Genomic DNA, 18454 nt, shown 5'->3' with positions numbered 1-18454 from the left:
GACTGCCTCTTTTTCACTAAACGAAGCCAGTATTATCTGACTCGTTAACAGCGCTGCATGTCGCTTTTAACTTTCACCAATCTATATCGTGGATAGTACATTTGAGCATCAATGCTTCGTATGCAGGCCCGCTTCTTGATATGAGAGGCGGGCTTTTTTCATTTTTACGCCAAGGGAGAGATAAAGCCTTCAGGTTTTAAAGCAACCAGCGAGCAGTCGATTGATTGCAGGACATTCTCGGCGGTATTACCAATGATTACCCCTTGGATTCCGGTACGCGCAATTGTCCCCATTACTAATACATCGATTTCTTCCTTAGTGACCCAGCGAGGGATTTGCTCATCCGCAGAACCATGAAGGTGATGAACAACAGAATCACCAGTGATACCAGAGGTAGCAATAATGGCATCGAGCGCTTCACGGTGTGCAATTCGGTGCGCGTTGATTTGCTGATCTAGCACATCGTCTTCGATTTGAATCCACACGTGATGCCTCAAATAGCTTTCCATCTGATATTCCCAGCACGACACGATGTGTAATTGTCGATTGAACGAGTCGGCGATTGCACGCGCAAGTTGCAGCAATTCAACCGTAAGGGTTTCTTGTTCTTTACTGGAGATAATCGGATCGATAGCAACGGCGACGCGTTTTTTCACCATTGAGTGTTTGGGTTTTCTGTTTAACCAAACTGGGCAGGGACATTTTCTCAGAAGCTTCATGTCGAGTGCTTTGAACCCTTTGCTGCCTTCATCCAACGGTTCTGCATCTTTAATTACGAGATCATAGTGTTGCTTAGAGACAGACTGGATGATGGAGACGCCAGGCTGCTCGCCACTTTCAACATTAATAGGGAACGGCTCTACTATGTCGGAAGAGGGAGCAAGGTCCTTTGCTGCTTTGATATCAGAGAACAAAGTTTCTATCAGAGAGTTTTCGTAAGTGTGTTGATACTCGCTCATGTTAGTTGGCATTGCTGGGCAAACTATCAACCCCGATAATCGTGCATCATGCAACTTAGCGAGTTTCATCGCTTGTTCCAGTGAATCACTTTTACCTTCTAATCCTTGGCTTACGAATAAGATGTTTTGAAATCTTTTCATATCGACCTCCTTTTTATTAAGTGTTGTATCAAGAAGGTTATATTTCCATGCTTAAATTGTGGTTAACTGCGCTAGGACAAACCCTCCGCCATTTCGATTCAATGGGCAGTGGATCGAAATGAACAGGAGCTTCCAATGTACACGTCATCATCAAGTTGCTAGACTCACGCTTCGCGGCTGCACATTGAACTTCAGTCCACTCAAAGAGAGAGCATCTATGACGGTAGAAAATGTGCTTCCTGAACACTACGCAGAGCTGCTAGCGGTTTGGGAAAATTCAGTCCGAGCGACGCATGACTTCATCACAGAAGAAGATATTGAGTTTTTTAAACCCATTATCATTGAACAAGCATTTCCCGCAGTCACCTTAAAGTGTGTGAAAGACACGACAGGTGCAATACAAGGTTTTGTTGGTGTTCATGATGAAAAAATCGAGATGCTGTTTCTTCTAGATCAAGCAAGAGGAAAGGGCATAGGTAAGATGTTGCTGCAACACGCGATCAAACATCTCGGTGCAGTAAAAGTCGATGTGAATGAGCAAAACCCACAAGCCGTTGGTTTTTACCAGCGTATGGGCTTTAAAATCGAATCTCGCTCACCACTCGATGATATGGGTAAGCCATTTCCAATTTTACACATGACGTTGTAACGCTCGATATGTCGTACATCCGCCTTAACAAGGTTTTGTTAGAAGAAACGCCCAAAGCTAATAACTTTGGGCGTTTCCGTTTGAGTGATTGATACAAATTTATATTCCACCATTTTGATATCTTTTCGATTGTAAGTTGCCTAGAAAGGACTACAATCGCGAAATGTTACCCCTCCTTGGTGGATCTAAAAATGATAAAGAAAACCCTCCTTGCTATGGCACTTTCTGCGAGCATTATCGTTCCGGCGAGAGCTTGTACTGGCATTTCTCTTTCTACTGTGGCGAATGACCACATTCATGCTCGCACAATTGAGTGGGGCGAAAACGATCTCAACAGCAAGTTGATTGTTGCTCCCCGTGATTACACGTTTACCTCGACTATGCCGGACCAGAAACAAGGTTTGAGTTGGAAGAGTAAGTACGGCTTTGTTGGGATCTCCGTCAGTGACGATCGCTTCATTGGTGAAGGTATCAATGAAGAGGGACTGACTGCCGGTTTGTTTTACTTCAAAGGTTACGGTTCATTAAAAGCGTACGACGTGAAAGATCGCGCAAACAGCATTGCGGATATGGACTTTGTTCGTTGGATGCTGTCGCAGTTCAAAACTGTCGATGAAGTTAAAACAGCGATGAAAAACATCGATATTGTTCCGGTTTATATCGATGAGAAAGGACAACCTTCACCAACTGGTCATTGGCGTGTTACCGATAAAGCGGGTAACAACATCGTCATTGAAATCATGGATCATGGACAAGTACACATCTACGACAACGAAGTAGGTGTACTAACGAACTCACCAACGTTCCCGTGGCAAGTGACCAATTTAAATAATTACATTCATTTGCAGCCGGGCACTAGTGCGCCAACCAAGTTTGGTGGTGTTGAAGCGAAGTCGTTCGGTATTGGCTCAGGCTTCTTGGGTATGCCAGGGGACATTACGCCACCATCGCGATTTGTTCGTGCGGCGTTTTTCGTCAACACTGCTCCGGAATCAAAAACGGGCGAAGAGGCGGTATCACAAGCATTCCACATTCTGAACAACTTCGATATTCCAATTGGTACAGAATTTGGGCCTGAATATCGTGAACATATCCCTGATTTGCCGAGTGCGACGCAATGGACCTCGGTGATCGATCAAGGTAACAAGGCGCTGTACTACACCACGATGCATGACAGTCGAATCAAGAAAGTTGACCTGACTAAGATTGACTTTGACAAAAAGCAAGAAGTGAAACGCGAATTGGATAACGGGACTTTTACGTTTACAGACGTGACACCTTAGTTTTCCCTCGAACGTATAAATAACGCATAAAGCGGAGAAGGTTTTCCTTCTCCGCTTTTTTTATTTCCGAAACATCATGAATTTCAAATAGCGTTTTGAAAAATGAGGTATTGATTCAGCAAGTTATGAAGCATGAGTTATTGGTTAATGAATTTCATGACTCTGATTCCATATTAAACAGACTTTATGCGTTATTTTTTAATCTTCTTATTTATCAGTCGGATGAAAATAATAGTGCTGTAGTAAAAGTCTGATCTTTTCAACAACAAGAGGTTGGTTTAAAACTTATTTATTTAAATTTTATTTACAGAAATATGCTGCTAAATATTTAATTATTTTATGAATGCAATAATCTAAAATTACTTAAGTTCTTGAAAGTTATTGCTTTTCTTTTGGTGGTTTTTGGTTTCTATCATTGTTGTCTTGATGGCTTTGAAAGCGGTGTTAATTCTCAGGATAGAGCTTTAAATTCGCCAAAACTAATTAAGTGATTTCTAAACTCATGAAATGGACGCTCTGTTCGAGCTTGCTCGATAAGAAATATTTTAACGTTTTAACCTGAACTTTCTCGGGAGAAAAATCTGATTTCATGAAGTTGATTTTTACAATTGCTGGGAAATAAAAGTAATAAACAAAGTGGTTGAAATACAAACATAAGGGAAAGGTATGAAAATAAATAAGGTCAGTATAGGGTTAAGTGTCGCTTGCGGATTATTATTCACGAGCGTTACTCACGCTCAGGTTATCCCATTCAATAATAATCAGCCGACTAATGACTTACAGGGTGATTTTGAGGCGATGGTCATTTATGCGCAAAACATCACGGTTCCTCATCACAATGATAAAGGCGATCCTAGGCCGCACCTCACTGCATTGCGCGATACTTTGCTGCTTGTTAAACCTGTCGAGAACGTACTGGACTCGACGCAAGTGAAAGTGATTGGGCGCGATGCTAATGGTGAGCAATTAGGTGTGCTGTCACTGAACCCACCAGAGCAAATACCGAGTCACGATGGCCCAAACCTCGACATTACCTATGCGCAAGATATGTGGTCAGTCACACTGCCAGCGACTTGGGTACAGCCCGGCCTTACTCTAGAGCTCCTGAATGGAAGCACATCAGGTGTCCTCTCCGGTTTGGATATTGGTGCGCCGAACGAATTGCTGATAAACACGATGGATTTAGGGATGCTAACCAATCCAAGGGGCCGTTTTTACTTCGCAGACAATCCTGAAAGACATAGAGACTACTTCCAAAAAATTCCGGTAAGCAAGTTGATCGTTAACCCATACGAAACAGTGAAACTCAATGAAGTGATGCTGCCAGATGGCCGTTTATTAACCGAGTTAGATCCGAGTACGGGCACTTGGCACAAAGGGGATATGCGTGCGTATACCACCAAGATTCTGATGTCGCACGGCATCAACCTAGCAAACTATGGCATCAACTCTTCAACGGCGATCTCAGAGAGAGCACACCCGTATACGGCGAATCAAATTACAGCGATTGCCGCAGTAGGGCGTTATCAAAATGGCGTGGTTGCTCACGGTGGCAGTGGTGGCAACGGTATGGTGACTATCGATTCATCATTAGGTAATGAATGGAGTCACGAAGTCGGGCATAACTTTGGCCTTGGGCACTGGCCGGGTGGCACGGATGGCACAACGCATCGGCCATCTACAGACATAAACTCTGCATGGGGTTGGGATCAATTCCAACAGCGTTTTATTGCTAACTTCATGTGGAACAAGCGCAATGGTCAGGATCAGGTTTGTTGTACCGACGGAATAGGAATCCCAGCTTTCGAAGGCTATAAGTTCAACAGAGATGCAATGGGGGGCGGTGAGCCGACTTCACCGATTTCCAAATACACCCTGCATACTCCGTTTGTGCTAGAAAAGATTCAGACCTTTATGGAGAAAAAGGCGGCATTTGATGCGGCATCGTCGACTGGCTTTAGTAAATGGGACGGTGAAACCAAAACGATGCAAGAGTATGAACAACCAGCGCTCTTGTTGGCCAAATCTATCGCCTCGCAATCTCAACTAAATACGATCAAAGACGATACTTCAGGTTCAGTGCTGCTGGGTTACATCAATGACTTTGATATCACAAAGGTAGAAACGGGTGACGGTCGTTGGATTCGTGATATTTACTTGCCGAGTGCAGCAAATGTTGTCGCGGGTAAAGTGGTAAACGTTGCACGTTACTCGGGGTATGGTGTGACAGTTCATATTAATGGTCAGTCGGTGAATTTGAATCGTGGTGATAGCAAGTTTTACATCAGCGATGGTAAAGGTTGGCAAGAAACCAGTGAAGCTCAGGTAGCGGAAAATAACCCAACACGTATCCCTACGGATAGTGGTGTCGCTGTTACAACGCTCGTCGGTTACTACGACCCTCAGCAGACACTTAAGAGTTATATTTTCCCAGCATTACATGGAGCGTATGGCTTTGTTTATCAGTCGACTCCTGCAGAGAGCCTAAACGCAAATGGATGTTATGTCAGAGTGTATAACGGTAGAAACTACCAAACGGACAACTACCAATTGGCTGGATTCCGTTATGACGATAACGTGATGAACAAGTTCCACATCAACCTCAAGCAAGCGGATGCACCGACAAGAGCAGAAGTTGTCTGCGATAACACGGTGTTGAGTTCGTTAGACATTGAAAAACCAAAGCAAGCTCTCAAAGTCTCAATTGTTCAGTCTGATTCCTTAACCGACTCAACTCCAACGGAGAATAGCGCACCTGTTGCTCATGCTGGTGAAGATCAGTCTGTACTGTCAGGCGCAACCATCACGCTATCTGCAGAGCAGTCAGCGGATGCTGATGGCGATGAGTTAACTTACGTGTGGAAGCAAATCTCAGGTTTACCTGCGACCATTCAGTCGACCGACAAAGTTAACACCAGTGTCATTTTGCCGGAGTCTAACAAAGCGGAGTCGTACGTTTTTTCCGTCACGGTCTCCGATGGAAAAGCAAGTTCTGAAGATACGGTGATTATTAGTGCTCAGCCTCAAGCAAACCAAAATCATGCGCCGCAAGTGTCTCTCCCGCAAAGCATGGAGGCAAAATCTGGTGCAGTTATTGAGATTGCCGCAACGGCATCGGACCAAGATGGTGACGTGCTTTCATATCAATGGCATACATCAGGCTTAGTTTATCAGCCTGTATCAGTAGGCACCATTCGTCTGACGGTTCCGGAAGTAACAGTAGATAGCCAATTTACGGTCCGAGTGGTCGTCTCTGATCCTGTAGGGGAAAGTGCCAGCTCAAGCACGATTGTGAAAGTCAAAGCCAACAGCAATTCCTGCAGTATCAGTGACCCAAATGCGGCGAACTACGCTGTGTGGTCAGCAAGCAAATCGTACTCGGGTGGTGATCTTGTCAGCTACAAGCAGCTCGTTTGGAAGGCAAAGTACTGGAGCCAGAACAATCAACCTGATAACAGTGATGCCTGGGAGCTCGTCAGCGATGTAGCGCTGCCGTGGTCAACTCAAAAAGCCTACTCCGGCGGTGATCAAGTGACGTACAACGGCGTTAAGTATGAGGCGAAGTGGTGGACGCGTGGTGATCAGCCAGACATTTCTTCTGTATGGACTGGCAAAGGCTCAGCATGCCAATAATTGATTGAGCTGCTTAGTGAACCAGAGGGAGAAACAACCTCTGGTTCACTCAATAAATATTGTTTTTAGCTAAAACGATTAAGCTTAAATTCTTAAATCCAACAAATTTCAACTATTTTTATGGAATTTAATTCCATTTCAAACCAAGCCAAAAATTAGACGGAAAGCTTTATTTTCAACGTATTAATACAGCATTGAACGAGAAATCTGCGATTCTCGTAGGCATTCTGTCAGAAAAGTTCTGTCGTATGCTATCCAGACCACTATCGGTATTTGCAAGAATTCTCGGTAAATCTATAAATGTTGGTCGGGGGATCATTGTGAAAGACAAAATGGAAACGTATTGGGTGCAGCTTGTAGACAAGGCAAGTACCGCATCTGATTTATCGGATTTGACGCGCTCAAGGCTGCGAGGCTGTATTGGTAAATACGGTTTGCGTTACAAGGTACAAGATGGTGTGCTAGCGGAGCATCGCTACAATCGCAAAGGCCTCACTCCCAGTTTAGAGAGTGAAGCATAGGCTTCACCCTCATTGTTATTTTATTGAGTGTTTTTGCTGGTGGTATTTTCTAATGCAATTTGTCTAGCGTCATTACTGGTGAGCATCTGGTAAGGACGCAAGCCAAATAAAGGCATAATAGAGTAGATGTGATCGAACAAGTCCGCCTGAACGCCTTCGTAATACGCCCAGTCGGTATTATTGGTAAAGGCATAGACTTGAAGCGGGATACCTTCTGGTGTGGGTTCTAATTGCCTAACCATGATAAGCATATATTGGTGAATATCTTTGTTCGCTTTTAGGTACGCATTAATATAAGCGCGGAACATGCCTAAGTTTGTCATTTGACGAAGGTTGCCAAATGCTGGTTCATCACTCATCTCTTCATTGTACTCGTTAATATCACGCGATTTTTCATAAATATATTGGCGTAAGATTCGAATGCTTTTCAGCTTTTCAATTTCTTCATCAGACAAGAAACGAATCGACGTGACGTCGACATTAACGGAACGCTTAATACGTCGGCCACCAGAATCAGACATGCCTTGCCAGTTGATAAACGCATTCTGAACTAGCGCATAGGCGGGCAGCATGCTTACAGTGTTATCGAAGTTTCGGACTTTCACCGTCGTCAGTGAGATTTCTTCTACTGTGCCATTTGCGCCATAGGCGTCCATCTGAATCCAATCGTTTAAGCTGATCATGCGGTTTGCAGAAAGCTGAATGCCAGCAACAAAGCCTAATATCGTGTCCTTAAACACCAGCATCACGAAACCCGTTGCGACACCTAAACCAGATAAGAAAATGACTGGGGATTCGTTGGCGAGAATTGACATGGACACCACAACGCCAACAAAGAAGGTGAACAGTTTGATCAACTGAACAAAACTCTTGATCGGCATTCTTTTGGTTATACCTTTAAACGTCGCGATGTCATTCATAGCATCGAGTAGGGCGAAGATCATCCACACAAAGATGACCAAGATAGAAATGCTTAAAATTCTATCGAAGATCGCCGCCAACCAATCATAATGGCCGACAGCAAGTGGAATGAAGACATCGAGCACCATGATGGGAATGAGCAACGACAGCTTCTCTAACACGTCGTACTTGGTCAAACTCTCAGCGAGTGGTTTGTTGGTTTTCATCAGAACGTTGTTGGCCGTTCTAACAATCAGGTGATGCACAATCAAATAGCTGAGAGCGGCCGCAGTAAGGCTCGCTAAAATAAAGACAGAGGTGAGTTCAATACCATAAGGGTCGCTGTTGATACCTACTGAGCTCAGCTTTTCAGAAATGAAGGTGCGAATATGATGATCGAGCAAAATGTCATCCTCAAAAAGTAGCCTGAATGAAAGGAGTGGGAACGTCTAAGGAAAAGTCAGGCAACTGGCGTTAGAAAAGCCGCTAATCCTACTCTCCATCTCCTTGTTTTGCACTGGTTTAATCCAGCAATCTTGAAACTTATTATTCAAAAATAGCGTATAGGCGATGATGTAATACGGGTTTAACATCCTTTTATGCAAACGGGACACGTATTTCTGTTAAGTCTGTGAACTCTCTATATTTTATTAGACTAGACTGAAAAGGCGGCTCGCGTTTAATTCAAGAGGCATTCAATGGAAAATTCTAATCAATCACAACAGCCTACATTCCTATCTAAAGGCTGGAAATACTTCGTTATCGTTGGCGTTATCATCGCACTAATGGGCATTGGTGCCATGAGTTTGCCTGTACTGGCAGGCGTGACGATCTCAACCATCGTGGGTGCAGTACTCTTGTTCAGTGGTCTGGTTCAGGCTTACCACACATTCTCCATCAATGTTTGGAAAGAGAAGCTTTGGTACGTGTTAAGTGCCGTACTGTATATCGTGGGTGGTCTGTTTATCTTGTTCAAACCACTGGCGGGCCTTGTCACGATTACCATGTTGATGGTGATTGTGATGATCTTAAACGGTTTGACTCGTATCTTCTTTGGTTTGAGCAACCGTAGCCTACCAAGCAGCAACGTTATTGTATTCAGTGGCGTAATTTCAGTGCTGATCGGTGGTTATTTCTTCATGTTGCTTGATGATCCTGCATTCTCAACCACGCTATTGGGCACGTTTGTAGGCATCTCGCTTCTGATTGAAGGCATCAGCTTCATCTTTATGGGCTTACAAATGAAAAAGCTCTCCCAATAAAGACGATACCTAGCGCTAAAGCTTTGTGAAATAGAAAATGCCTGCCGATTCGGTGGGCATTTTTTATGGATGAAATCGGGCAGAGAATCACACAGATACGCTATGCATTGATATAAAACTCACCTAAAGTAGGGCATCACCACAATAAATTGCAGGGAAGGCAATGACACACAAAGTATTTTGGGATGACCCTTATCAAGTCGAGTTGGAATCTACCGTTTCTCGTGTAGACGGACCTTGTATCGAGCTAGAAGAAACCATCTTTTACGCCGAGTCTGGTGGTCAGGAAAGCGATACAGGCACCATCGGTGGTATCCAAGTGATAAAGGCAGAGAAGCAAGGTCTATCCATTGTTTATACACTGGAACATGAGCCAAACTTTCAAGCTGGCGCAGTTGTGAACACGCAGATTGATTGGGCGCGTCGCTATGCTTTGATGAAACTGCACTTTGCAGCGGAAGTGATTCTTGAAGTCGTAACTCACCGTTTTCCTGAGATGACCAAAGTCGGTGCGCACATTTCTGCTGACAAAAGCCGGATTGATTTTGAGTGGCACGAGAGCGTTAAACCACTGCTGCCAGAGCTGCAACAACAAGCTCAAAGTGTGATCGATTCTCACGCTGACATCATCAGTGACTTTTCTGATACCAGCGAACAGCGTCGCTACTGGAAAGTTGATGGCTTCGCGCAAGTTCCGTGTGGCGGCACCCATTTAAAGAACACGTCGGAAGTTGGGCGTATTCAACTAAAACGAAAGAACATCGGCAAAGGCAAAGAGCGCATCGAAATCAGCCTAGTAGGAGAGTGATGCTGAGCTCAACAACAGAGTAGGCTGTTGCATCATGATAATAGGCTTCGCTGTTTCGCTCACACTTCTTCTCTTCCACTCGTCATCATCTTCCATCCTCTCTTACTGTTTAAACAAAGGTTATCAATAAACAAGGAGAGGATTTTGAGACCTATTCAAACCGCAGTGATTGCACTTTCATTGGTGTTTAGCTCTGTATGGGCAGACACTCAATTGCCAGATTCAGTAGAGGCTGACGTAGTCCTAAAGACGACAACCAGCTGGGATGGCACTGCGCTGCCAGAATACCCAAAAGGCCAACCGGAAGTCACCATTTTGAAAATTACCGTCCCGAAGGGCGTGCAGCTTCCCATGCACCAACATCCTGTCATTAATGCAGGCATTGTGCTGAAAGGGGAAATCACAGTCACGAAAAAGGATGAAGAGAAGATCGTACTGAAAGCCGGGGATGCAATTGCAGAAGTTGTCGACCAATGGCACTTTGGCGCAAATACGGGTGATGAGCCGGTAGAGATTTTGGTGTTTTACGCTGGTGTGAAAGATAAGCCAATAACGGTGAAGTGAAGAAAGCAGAACCAAAAAGCCCGAGCATAAACTCGGGCTTTTTGTTTTTCACGCTTTAGAGCGTTAAGACTCACAAGGCTTTGCGTGATTGATGCTGCGTTTTTGTTTAAACGACATCACCAGTTGCGGGACGAGTGACATCAGGATCATGCCAAGCATCAAGCTGTATTGAACGGGAGTGAAGCTTTCGCTCATCAATACTAAGCCAGAAACAATGCCAGCGACTGGGTTTGCGATACCACCGAAGGTAAAGTCCACCACAGACATGCGTTGCAATAGCCACACGTACATGCCGTAACCAAGTGCGGTGTTAAGGACGATGACCCACAATAAACCACAGACGTTTCTCAATGATGTGTTTTGTAGGGCGCTCACATACGGCTCTGGATTAAAGCTCGCAAAGATGGCTGCGGCGATAGAAAGAATGATGCCGCCTAGGATGAGCTGCCATGTTAGCACCGTCCACCAGTGCATTCTTGCACCAAGAGACTTAGTGACGCTACTGCCGATAACGATACACATGATTGCAGATAGTATAGCGATTAAGCCAATTGGGTTGAGTGTGATCGAACTAGGATCAAACAGGAACCACGCTAGTGCAATCAGCGCTGCGCCGCTTATCCCTTGAATCAAACTTGGTTGGCGCTTGTACACAACCCAGCCAAACAGCATCGCGAATACAGGGACAGAAATCATACCTACGCCAGAAATTGCAGAAGGCAAGGTCAACGCCATAACAAAGATGAGTCCGAAGAAGAGGGCAATATTGATTGTGCCGAGTACCAATAAGATCTTCCAATCTTGTTTCTTTGGTAGTGATGGTTTGATAGCAAGCAACAAAAGGCCAGCCGGCAAAGCTCTAAGTGCGCCAAGCAGCACTGGCGGCCAGTCCGGCAAAGTAAATTGTGTCACGGCGTAGGTGGTGCCCCAAAAGAACGCCGGAATCATCGCGAGTAAAATGTTCATGTTAAATATCTTCACGTTGAGATAATTTATTGTAAAGGTACGCTCGTGATGGCTTTTTGTAAAGTATCTTTATGTTAAAATAAATTCGTAAATCTAAATGTCTTTGGAGATGAAAGGGTAATGGACGCAATTGACAGAGTGGTAAGCCAATGGGCTAAGGAAAAGCCGGAGCTCGACACCGAACCGATGGCGATCATGGGGCGTTTGATGAGAATCGCAAAGCACATGGAGAACCACGTCGCCGAACTGCATAAACGTTACGACCTCAAAATGGGTGAGTTTGATGTCTTAGCAACGCTGAGACGCAGTGGTCAGCCATATCGTTTAACGCCATCGGAGCTGATTTCATCCATGATGCTGACGTCCGGTGCCATGACGAATCGGCTTGATAAGCTAGAGAAGAAAGGTCTTATTGCGCGTGAGCACAGTAAAGAAGATCGCCGCAGCGTCACTGTCGAACTCACAGAAAAAGGGTTCGAGCTGATTGATTCACTGATAGAGCAACACCTTCAAGCGCAACATGAGCTGATGGGCTCTTTAAATAGTGCAGAAAAAGGACAGGTTAATCAGGCGTTAAAGCTTCTATTACCGCAGTATGAGTAGAGCCAAGTCATGGGTTTGAAAGAGGATTATGGATGAATATTAAAGAGTTAGAGCAATTTCTTGATACTTTCATGTGTGCAGAAAGCAGCTTTCCATTTGGCCCCGAAGCGTTAGTCTTCAAAATTAAAGGCAAGATGTTTGCGGTTTTGGCACAGCGCCACGGACGAGAGTATGTGAGCCTGAAAGTAGCACCTGAAGATGGGGAAATACTAACGTCCCAGTTCACTGATATAACGCCGGGTTATCACCTAAACAAACGTCATTGGATTACGGTTTACTTCAATGGCGATGTTGAAGATGGCTTTGTGCAGGATTTGTGCGAACGCTCGTATGACCTAGTGGTTGCTAAACTAACGAAAGCGCAGCGTATTTCATTGGGATATCAGTAACATAGTTTGTGCTTGGTCACAGATACTTTGTTTATTATTAATATCTTCGGGCAAAAACTCGCACCTTTAACTCGCACCGACTATATAAATGTTATAGCGATGTTAAAGGTGACGTTATGCGTGAACTCTCTGAATGGTTAGAAGCCTACGGTGAAAGCCATCAAAACCCAATCAATCAAAAGATTCATAAAGTGGCGGTGCCGGGTATCTTTTTATCCGTGGTTGGGTTGATTTGGTCTATTCCGCAAATTCCTTTGTTTGGATTCAATCTCAACTGGGTATGGGTTGTTGCTTTACCCGCTTGGATCTTCTACTTCCGTCTGTCTCTCAGCGTATTCATGATGATGATTGGCTACACCGTTGCGTGTATTGGGCTAATCTGGTCGATGGACATACTCGGTTGGCCGGTTTTACAGATTTCGATGCTGCTGTTTGGTGTGCTTTGGATTTTCCAGTTTATCGGGCACAAAATCGAAGGGAAGAAACCATCGTTTTTTGAAGATGTTCAGTTCCTCTTAATCGGGCCAATTTGGGTGTTTCGTAAGCATTAATGAGACAAGTAAGCAGTCGAGAAAATTAGAAATTGCTAAACTTAACTTATGAATCATTATCACGAATCCCTGTTATGCCTACCGCACTGTTTGTCTTAGTCTTTGTCAGTTTTATTCCTTATGTGTTAGCCGGCCTTGGGGGCTACGCCAAAGTCCAACAACTCGGTCATTTAGATAACCATCATCCACGTTTGCAAGAGAGAAAACTCAGTGGTCGAGCCGCAAGAACCATTGCGGCGCAGTCGAATGCTTGGGAAGCGTTGGCATTTTATAGCGCAACCATTCTTGCGGTCAGTTTGAGTGGTGTTCCATGGTCTGATCTCTCCATGCCTGCGATTGTGTTTGCTTTTACCCGAATGGCACACCCTGTTATGTACATTGCGGATATTGCCATCGGCAGGACTCTGGTCGTCATCGCTGGCATTGCAAGCTGTGTCTATATGCTTTCTCTCGCGTTTTAAGTTTTGTGCCACGTTTTGCACAAAGTTATCTTGTGTTTCAGACCAGCAGCGGAACTCATGCTACTCTTTCGCAAATTTTTAAAGTCCTTTCACCTTGTGAAAAACAGAATAAAAAGTCCAAGCGAACAGTTGTAGAGAGGTAGTCGCGTGAGTGCACAAGATCATTTTCAGGGGCAGTTTGAAGTTGAATTGAAATACCGAGTGAAAGACAAACGAGCGTTTTTAACCGCGCTGAGCAGTTTGCAGCACGAGGTGATGTTCGAAGACAACCAAGAATCAGATTGGTTTTACGATACACCTGATCGCAAACTAACCAACGAAAACAAAAGCTTGGTGATTCGTGAAATTGAACCATCTGGCATTAAGCTTTGGATTGTTAAAGGTCCGGAAGAAGATCGTTGCGAAGCGACAGACATCACCAAGTCTCACGCGGCAAAAAGCATGTTAGAGAACATGGGGTACGAGGTCATTCTTCATACTAAGAAGACTCGCAGTATCTACTTTGTCGGTGAATTCCATATCACGCTTGACCACCTTGAAGGCATCGGTTATTTCGCAGAATTTGCGATAATGACTGACGATGAAAGCGCCTTAGGACGCTACAAACAAAAACTGCAAGCACTAGCAGGCATGTTTGGTTTGGATGAGTCCAACAGAGAATTGCGCTCTTACAAACAAATGTGGACCGCTCAGTAAAATCCCCGTCATTTCTTATTGGTCTGACAAGCAACTCCCTCCAATCGCACTATGATTAAAGTAGTGCGAGCTTGCCGTCTCGCATCACCATTCCATTTCGCAGACTGATGGTGACAATGTCACTTAAACGGAGGGGGAAATGTACAACCGCGAGCACAAATACGTGTATTGGCGAGAAGAGCGCAAGAAAGGCAAATGGCACTACATAATGAAGTCTTTCTTGATGATTTGCTGTGCGTTGTTGGTTGGCAAGGTTATAGGCTTGTTTATCTTTGGTGAGCTGCAAACGGTAAGGGATATTACAGAGCAGTTTCCTGCCGATGTCTTCATCATGATGCTGGTGGGATTCCCCATTAGCGTTATTGGTTGGTATCACGAAGAGTCGAAGTTCTTCCGAGCCTTAAAGCGCCGAAATAAGAAATTTAAAGCGCGCTTGGAAAGTCGCAAAAAAACAAACAAGCCAGTTTAGAAAGATGCCGCAAGATTCGAACTTTGCGGCATTTTTGATCCCGCCAGTTTACTGCTTCCCATCCATTAGGTTCATGTGTGATTTGTATTGATGGAGTTGGTTCCCAAAGGTTAACCCTAAATGAGTATGAGAATTAACCGGTTACGTATCCTACACTTGTTGATGTGAAAGCGGTGAATTCGCGCAAGGAAGCATGTGCTCATGGCAAAAAAGCTCTCTAGGTTTAGTCCGAAAGCTCTATTACTCATTTTTATTGGGATGACTGCGCTCATTTACGGAGTCATTTCACTTATTGTGTTATCTCAAGAAAGTCAGGCGACAATCAAACAACTCCAAAAGGGGAATGGTCGGTTTGAGCTAGAGTCGGCCAAGATCTTCATGGAGAAGTACTTAGAGGTAGCGGAAGACCGAATCGTCCTTGCATCCCAATACCGTGGGGTTATCGATGCAGTGGTCGACAATGATGTTGAAGGTTTAGCGTTCCAGTTAGAGCGTTTTAAAGGCCAACATCAAACGATGCAATTTGCAGCAAGAGATGTTAACGGCGATTTATTGTTCGAAGACACTTTTCGTCACCCCGCATCTGAACAAGAAGTCGCGATTTTTAATGCGCTTTCCGAGTCTCGATTAAATGAGCGCATCGTGTATCTGCTGCACGATGATACTAATCACATCTGCTTAAAGCTTTTTATGCCCCTTGTAAATAACGGTGATTTTGTCGGGATGTTATATGGTGAAACCGCTGTCGATTACGATGACTTTTTTGGTTCGTTCGTAACAGGAAGAGAGCGGTGGTATGAACTCAGTCAAACTATTCCACCGCTTCCTGAACTGGCTCACCTAACCGAAACACAGGCGCAAGAGCATCTCTCCCATAGCCATGAGCACGCTCCAACAGCAAGCGAAATCGACCGATGGATCATCAATAAAGAACCCTTGAGCCGAGGCAATTTGCTTTTGACTCAAGGTGTCAGTAAATCCTTCTTGGATGAACAATTAACGAACCTTCAAAGCAGTTTGCTAAAGGGCTTAATTGGCGTGTTAATCGTGAGTTCGATTATCGTAACATTCATAGGAAAAAGGCTATTTGTTAACCCACACCGTGAACTCGAAAAATCCAAGCAGGAGCTAGAAGAATCTAACCTTCAATTGAAAGAAAAAGAGAAGGAGAGCGAGTTACTTGCGACCGTTGTTAAAGCCGCGCGAGATGCCGTTGTTATCACGGACCACCACGGAAAGGTTGAGTGGGTAAACAAGGCGTTTGAATCCATGACGGGTTATCAACTCGATGGCATCAAAGGGCTAGCGCCGGGGGCTTTCTTGCAAGGTGCTGATACTTCACCAGAGACGATCGCAGACATCGGAAAAGCGATTCGACAGGGTGAGCAAGTTAGGACGGAGATACTCAACTATACGAGAAACAAACAACCCTATTGGATTGATATCGATATTATCCCATTGAGGAATGAGCAAGGTGTTGTTGAGCGGTTTATTGCCATTGAACGTGATATCACAGAAGTGAAACGCTTAGAGAGTGACCTTGAAACCGAGGCATTAAAGGCAAGGCACGCCAACGAAGCGAAATCGGCCTTTTTAGCGACGATGAGTCATGAAATCAGAACGCCGCTTAATGGGCTATTGGGGATGCTACAAATACTGATCGATGACATCCGAGACCCGGAACAAAGGAAAGTGCTGCGACTCGCATTGAACTCGGGTGAACACTTGATCTCGATTCTCAATGATATCTTAGATCTAGCCAAGGTAGAGAGTGATGCGCTTGCACTCGATATTCATCCTTTCAAAATGGCAGACATCATTACTCCGGTGGAAGTGACTTACCAAAGCTTGTGTTCAGAGAAAGGTATTGTGTTCAGCGTGGACAACCAATGCAGCGATGAATGCCAATATAGTGGTGATTCTGTACGTATTCGGCAGGTCTTGCTCAACCTTGTCGGCAATGCGCTCAAGTTTACTAAGGCTGGTCATATTAATGTTTCCATCAAAGCGCTAGAGCCGCCCTTCGTAGAATTTTGCGTAGAAGACTCCGGTATCGGTATTCCTCAAGATCGTATGGATTCTATTTTTAATGAATTTGAACAAGCGGAAGTGTCGACGACTCGGCAGTATGGTGGCACCGGGTTGGGCTTAGCGATTTGTCAAAAATTAGTGACTCTTATGAATGGCCAAATCAGTGTTGAGAGCGAGTTAGGAAAGGGAAGCCTGTTCCGCTTTGTGATTAGCTTACCGAGTGCTTCAGGCGATGCCATTGAAGAGAAAACAGAGGATGTGAAGGTTGAAGATCTCTCGTCCGTTCACGCGCTGATTACCGATGACAATCGGATGAATCAAATCATCGCCAAAGTCTTTTTAGATAAGTTAGGGGCGAAAAGTCACATATGCAGCAGTGGACAAGAAGCGCTGAACTTGTTGAACGAGCAGTCTTTCAATCTCATCATTATTGATAACCATATGCCAGAAATGAGTGGTATTGAGGTCGTTAAGCGAATTCGCGAGCAAGGGCTGGATGATGTCGTGATCTTCGGCTGGACTGCGGATGTGATGCAGCAATCGACACAATCTTTTATCGATGCGGGTGCAGATGAAGTTCTTGCCAAACCACTCATCAAAAAGGATCTCATGGATGCTTTGTCTCGGCATCTACCAAACGCGCCAAAAGAATAAGCGTCGCATTTTTGTCTGTGAAGAAACAATACATCGTCGGTGAAAACGTGTCTTGGGTTCATTACTTCACCTTGCTTACAAAGTAAGGCGCGAATTTCATGACTTTTGGCAAGCCTTTCTTATTCTGACTCTGCTAAATTCCAACCAAGAATATCCCCTCAACAGGAATAATAATGGATAAGAAAACCATGTTGCACAGCCAAAAAGTGTACTTCTGCAATGATGAAGAATTGGCGGCAATGCAAACTGAATGTCTTGAGATCTTATACGATTACAATCACACACGTCCTTCGGAATCAGAAAAGCGGGGCGAGATACTCGGTCGTCTGCTCGCGTCTGTTGGTGAGAACTGCTACATCGAACCGCCTTTAAGAGCAAACTGGGGTTGTCACACTTACCTTGGCGACAATGTTTACGCAAACTTCAATCTGACTTTGGTCGACGATACCTACATCTACATTGGGAATAGCGTGATGATTGGGCCTAATGTAACCATTGCAACGGCAGGGCACCCAATCGATCCCGATTTGAGACGAGACGTAGCACAGTTCAACATGCCGGTTCGAATCGGAGATAACGTATGGATTGGTGCGAACTCGGTGGTATTACCGGGTGTGACGATCGGAGAAAACTCGGTGATTGGCGCGGGCAGTATCGTAACTAAGGATATTCCTGCCAATGTGGTCGCCGTTGGTAACCCTTGTCGAGTGCTTCGAGAGGTCGGACAACACGATAAAGAGTACTATTTTAAAGACCGTAAGCTTGAACAAAATATGTTCAATGGTTAGTCTGAACCTTCTACCCGAATAGGAAAGTAAAATGATCATCCGCACAACCAACCTCTGGTGGCTCCTCCTTCCAATACCAAGCAGTCGGTAGGTTGAGTTGTGCCTGGCTGCGAGTAGATGCAGCCA

18 protein-coding genes are annotated in these 18454 nt (G+C 44.7%); 15 read left to right on the top strand and 3 right to left on the bottom strand.

Annotated features, from left to right (window positions below; all coding sequences use genetic code 11):
- Nucleotides 1-164: 164 nt before the first annotated feature.
- The gene (locus H735_RS05435) at nucleotides 165-1100 is read right to left on the bottom strand and encodes a universal stress protein (RefSeq protein WP_020197354.1); all 936 of its coding nucleotides are present in this window, start codon (nucleotides 1098-1100) and stop codon (nucleotides 165-167) included.
- 217 nt (nucleotides 1101-1317) lie between these two features.
- Between H735_RS05435 and H735_RS05430 the strand changes: the two genes are divergently transcribed.
- The 4 genes from H735_RS05430 (at nucleotide 1318) to H735_RS05415 (ending at nucleotide 7186) form a co-directional block, all read left to right on the top strand.
- On the top strand, nucleotides 1318-1749 hold the full coding sequence (locus tag H735_RS05430) for a GNAT family N-acetyltransferase (protein ID WP_005442920.1): 432 nt from the start codon (nucleotides 1318-1320) through the stop codon (nucleotides 1747-1749).
- 191 nt (nucleotides 1750-1940) lie between these two features.
- Nucleotides 1941-3032, top strand: a complete 1092-nt coding sequence (locus tag H735_RS05425) for a linear amide C-N hydrolase (RefSeq protein WP_027726803.1) — start codon at nucleotides 1941-1943, stop codon at nucleotides 3030-3032.
- Nucleotides 3033-3698: 666 nt separating this feature from the next.
- Nucleotides 3699-6665 carry a M66 family metalloprotease gene (locus H735_RS05420; protein ID WP_027726804.1) on the top strand — a complete coding sequence of 989 codons (2967 nt, stop codon included), beginning with the start codon at nucleotides 3699-3701 and terminating at the stop codon, nucleotides 6663-6665.
- A 332-nt stretch (nucleotides 6666-6997) separates the two neighbouring features.
- Nucleotides 6998-7186, top strand: coding sequence for a hypothetical protein (locus H735_RS05415; protein WP_020197357.1), 189 nt, complete (start codon nucleotides 6998-7000; stop codon nucleotides 7184-7186).
- 20 nt (nucleotides 7187-7206) lie between these two features.
- On the opposite strand, the gene H735_RS05410 is transcribed toward H735_RS05415, so the two are convergent.
- Nucleotides 7207-8490 (bottom strand): mechanosensitive ion channel family protein, encoded by a 1284-nt coding sequence (locus H735_RS05410; RefSeq protein WP_005442923.1) that lies wholly within the window; start codon nucleotides 8488-8490, stop codon nucleotides 7207-7209.
- 294 nt (nucleotides 8491-8784) lie between these two features.
- On the opposite strand from H735_RS05410, the gene H735_RS05405 reads away from it, so the two are divergent.
- The 3 genes from H735_RS05405 (at nucleotide 8785) to H735_RS05395 (ending at nucleotide 10720) form a co-directional block, all read left to right on the top strand.
- The gene (locus H735_RS05405) at nucleotides 8785-9348 is read left to right on the top strand and encodes an HdeD family acid-resistance protein (protein WP_005427746.1); all 564 of its coding nucleotides are present in this window, start codon (nucleotides 8785-8787) and stop codon (nucleotides 9346-9348) included.
- Between the two features lie 163 nt (nucleotides 9349-9511).
- Nucleotides 9512-10156: an alanine--tRNA ligase-related protein gene (locus H735_RS05400; RefSeq protein ID WP_020197358.1), complete on the top strand. Its 645-nt coding sequence runs from the start codon at nucleotides 9512-9514 to the stop codon at nucleotides 10154-10156.
- Between the two features lie 144 nt (nucleotides 10157-10300).
- Nucleotides 10301-10720 (top strand): cupin domain-containing protein, encoded by a 420-nt coding sequence (locus tag H735_RS05395; RefSeq protein ID WP_020197359.1) that lies wholly within the window; start codon nucleotides 10301-10303, stop codon nucleotides 10718-10720.
- A 63-nt stretch (nucleotides 10721-10783) separates the two neighbouring features.
- Here the strand turns inward: H735_RS05395 and H735_RS05390 are convergent, their stop codons facing one another.
- Entirely contained in the window at nucleotides 10784-11686 is a 903-nt protein-coding gene (locus H735_RS05390; RefSeq protein WP_020197360.1) for a DMT family transporter, read from the bottom strand.
- Nucleotides 11687-11806: 120 nt separating this feature from the next.
- On the opposite strand from H735_RS05390, the gene H735_RS05385 reads away from it, so the two are divergent.
- The 8 genes from H735_RS05385 (at nucleotide 11807) to H735_RS05350 (ending at nucleotide 18328) form a co-directional block, all read left to right on the top strand.
- Nucleotides 11807-12289 (top strand): MarR family winged helix-turn-helix transcriptional regulator, encoded by a 483-nt coding sequence (locus H735_RS05385; RefSeq protein ID WP_020197361.1) that lies wholly within the window; start codon nucleotides 11807-11809, stop codon nucleotides 12287-12289.
- A gap of 32 nt (nucleotides 12290-12321) precedes the next feature.
- Nucleotides 12322-12678, top strand: a complete 357-nt coding sequence (locus H735_RS05380; RefSeq protein ID WP_020197362.1) for an MmcQ/YjbR family DNA-binding protein — start codon at nucleotides 12322-12324, stop codon at nucleotides 12676-12678.
- Between the two features lie 116 nt (nucleotides 12679-12794).
- Nucleotides 12795-13229: an Mpo1 family 2-hydroxy fatty acid dioxygenase gene (locus H735_RS05375; protein WP_009706035.1), complete on the top strand. Its 435-nt coding sequence runs from the start codon at nucleotides 12795-12797 to the stop codon at nucleotides 13227-13229.
- A gap of 74 nt (nucleotides 13230-13303) precedes the next feature.
- Complete coding sequence (locus tag H735_RS05370; RefSeq protein WP_005442971.1) at nucleotides 13304-13690, top strand: MAPEG family protein; 387 nt, start codon at nucleotides 13304-13306, stop codon at nucleotides 13688-13690.
- Between the two features lie 147 nt (nucleotides 13691-13837).
- Nucleotides 13838-14386 carry a class IV adenylate cyclase gene (cyaB, locus tag H735_RS05365; protein ID WP_020197363.1) on the top strand — a complete coding sequence of 183 codons (549 nt, stop codon included), beginning with the start codon at nucleotides 13838-13840 and terminating at the stop codon, nucleotides 14384-14386.
- A gap of 139 nt (nucleotides 14387-14525) precedes the next feature.
- Nucleotides 14526-14855 (top strand): hypothetical protein, encoded by a 330-nt coding sequence (locus H735_RS05360; RefSeq protein WP_005442975.1) that lies wholly within the window; start codon nucleotides 14526-14528, stop codon nucleotides 14853-14855.
- A gap of 201 nt (nucleotides 14856-15056) precedes the next feature.
- Complete coding sequence (locus H735_RS05355; protein ID WP_020197364.1) at nucleotides 15057-17540, top strand: PAS domain-containing hybrid sensor histidine kinase/response regulator; 2484 nt, start codon at nucleotides 15057-15059, stop codon at nucleotides 17538-17540.
- Between the two features lie 173 nt (nucleotides 17541-17713).
- Complete coding sequence (locus tag H735_RS05350; protein WP_020197365.1) at nucleotides 17714-18328, top strand: sugar O-acetyltransferase; 615 nt, start codon at nucleotides 17714-17716, stop codon at nucleotides 18326-18328.
- Nucleotides 18329-18454 lie beyond the last annotated feature (126 nt).

This window comes from Vibrio owensii CAIM 1854 = LMG 25443, assembly GCF_000817815.1.
GTDB lineage: Bacteria > Pseudomonadota > Gammaproteobacteria > Enterobacterales > Vibrionaceae > Vibrio > Vibrio owensii.
This window is presented reverse-complemented; position numbering and strand designations above follow the sequence as displayed.

What these genes read in the sequence shown, in the direction of transcription:
- H735_RS05435 (WP_020197354.1), bottom strand. Translation starts at nt 1,100, where the DNA reads ATGAAAAGATTTCAAAACATCTTATTCGTAAGCCAAGGATTAGAAGGT.
- H735_RS05430 (WP_005442920.1), top strand. Translation starts at nt 1,318, where the DNA reads ATGACGGTAGAAAATGTGCTTCCTGAACACTACGCAGAGCTGCTAGCG.
- H735_RS05425 (WP_027726803.1), top strand. Translation starts at nt 1,941, where the DNA reads ATGATAAAGAAAACCCTCCTTGCTATGGCACTTTCTGCGAGCATTATC.
- H735_RS05420 (WP_027726804.1), top strand. Translation starts at nt 3,699, where the DNA reads ATGAAAATAAATAAGGTCAGTATAGGGTTAAGTGTCGCTTGCGGATTA.
- H735_RS05415 (WP_020197357.1), top strand. Translation starts at nt 6,998, where the DNA reads ATGGAAACGTATTGGGTGCAGCTTGTAGACAAGGCAAGTACCGCATCT.
- H735_RS05405 (WP_005427746.1), top strand. Translation starts at nt 8,785, where the DNA reads ATGGAAAATTCTAATCAATCACAACAGCCTACATTCCTATCTAAAGGC.
- H735_RS05400 (WP_020197358.1), top strand. Translation starts at nt 9,512, where the DNA reads ATGACACACAAAGTATTTTGGGATGACCCTTATCAAGTCGAGTTGGAA.
- H735_RS05390 (WP_020197360.1), bottom strand. Translation starts at nt 11,686, where the DNA reads ATGAACATTTTACTCGCGATGATTCCGGCGTTCTTTTGGGGCACCACC.
- H735_RS05385 (WP_020197361.1), top strand. Translation starts at nt 11,807, where the DNA reads ATGGACGCAATTGACAGAGTGGTAAGCCAATGGGCTAAGGAAAAGCCG.
- H735_RS05380 (WP_020197362.1), top strand. Translation starts at nt 12,322, where the DNA reads ATGAATATTAAAGAGTTAGAGCAATTTCTTGATACTTTCATGTGTGCA.
- H735_RS05375 (WP_009706035.1), top strand. Translation starts at nt 12,795, where the DNA reads ATGCGTGAACTCTCTGAATGGTTAGAAGCCTACGGTGAAAGCCATCAA.
- H735_RS05370 (WP_005442971.1), top strand. Translation starts at nt 13,304, where the DNA reads ATGCCTACCGCACTGTTTGTCTTAGTCTTTGTCAGTTTTATTCCTTAT.
- H735_RS05360 (WP_005442975.1), top strand. Translation starts at nt 14,526, where the DNA reads ATGTACAACCGCGAGCACAAATACGTGTATTGGCGAGAAGAGCGCAAG.
- H735_RS05355 (WP_020197364.1), top strand. Translation starts at nt 15,057, where the DNA reads ATGGCAAAAAAGCTCTCTAGGTTTAGTCCGAAAGCTCTATTACTCATT.
- H735_RS05350 (WP_020197365.1), top strand. Translation starts at nt 17,714, where the DNA reads ATGGATAAGAAAACCATGTTGCACAGCCAAAAAGTGTACTTCTGCAAT.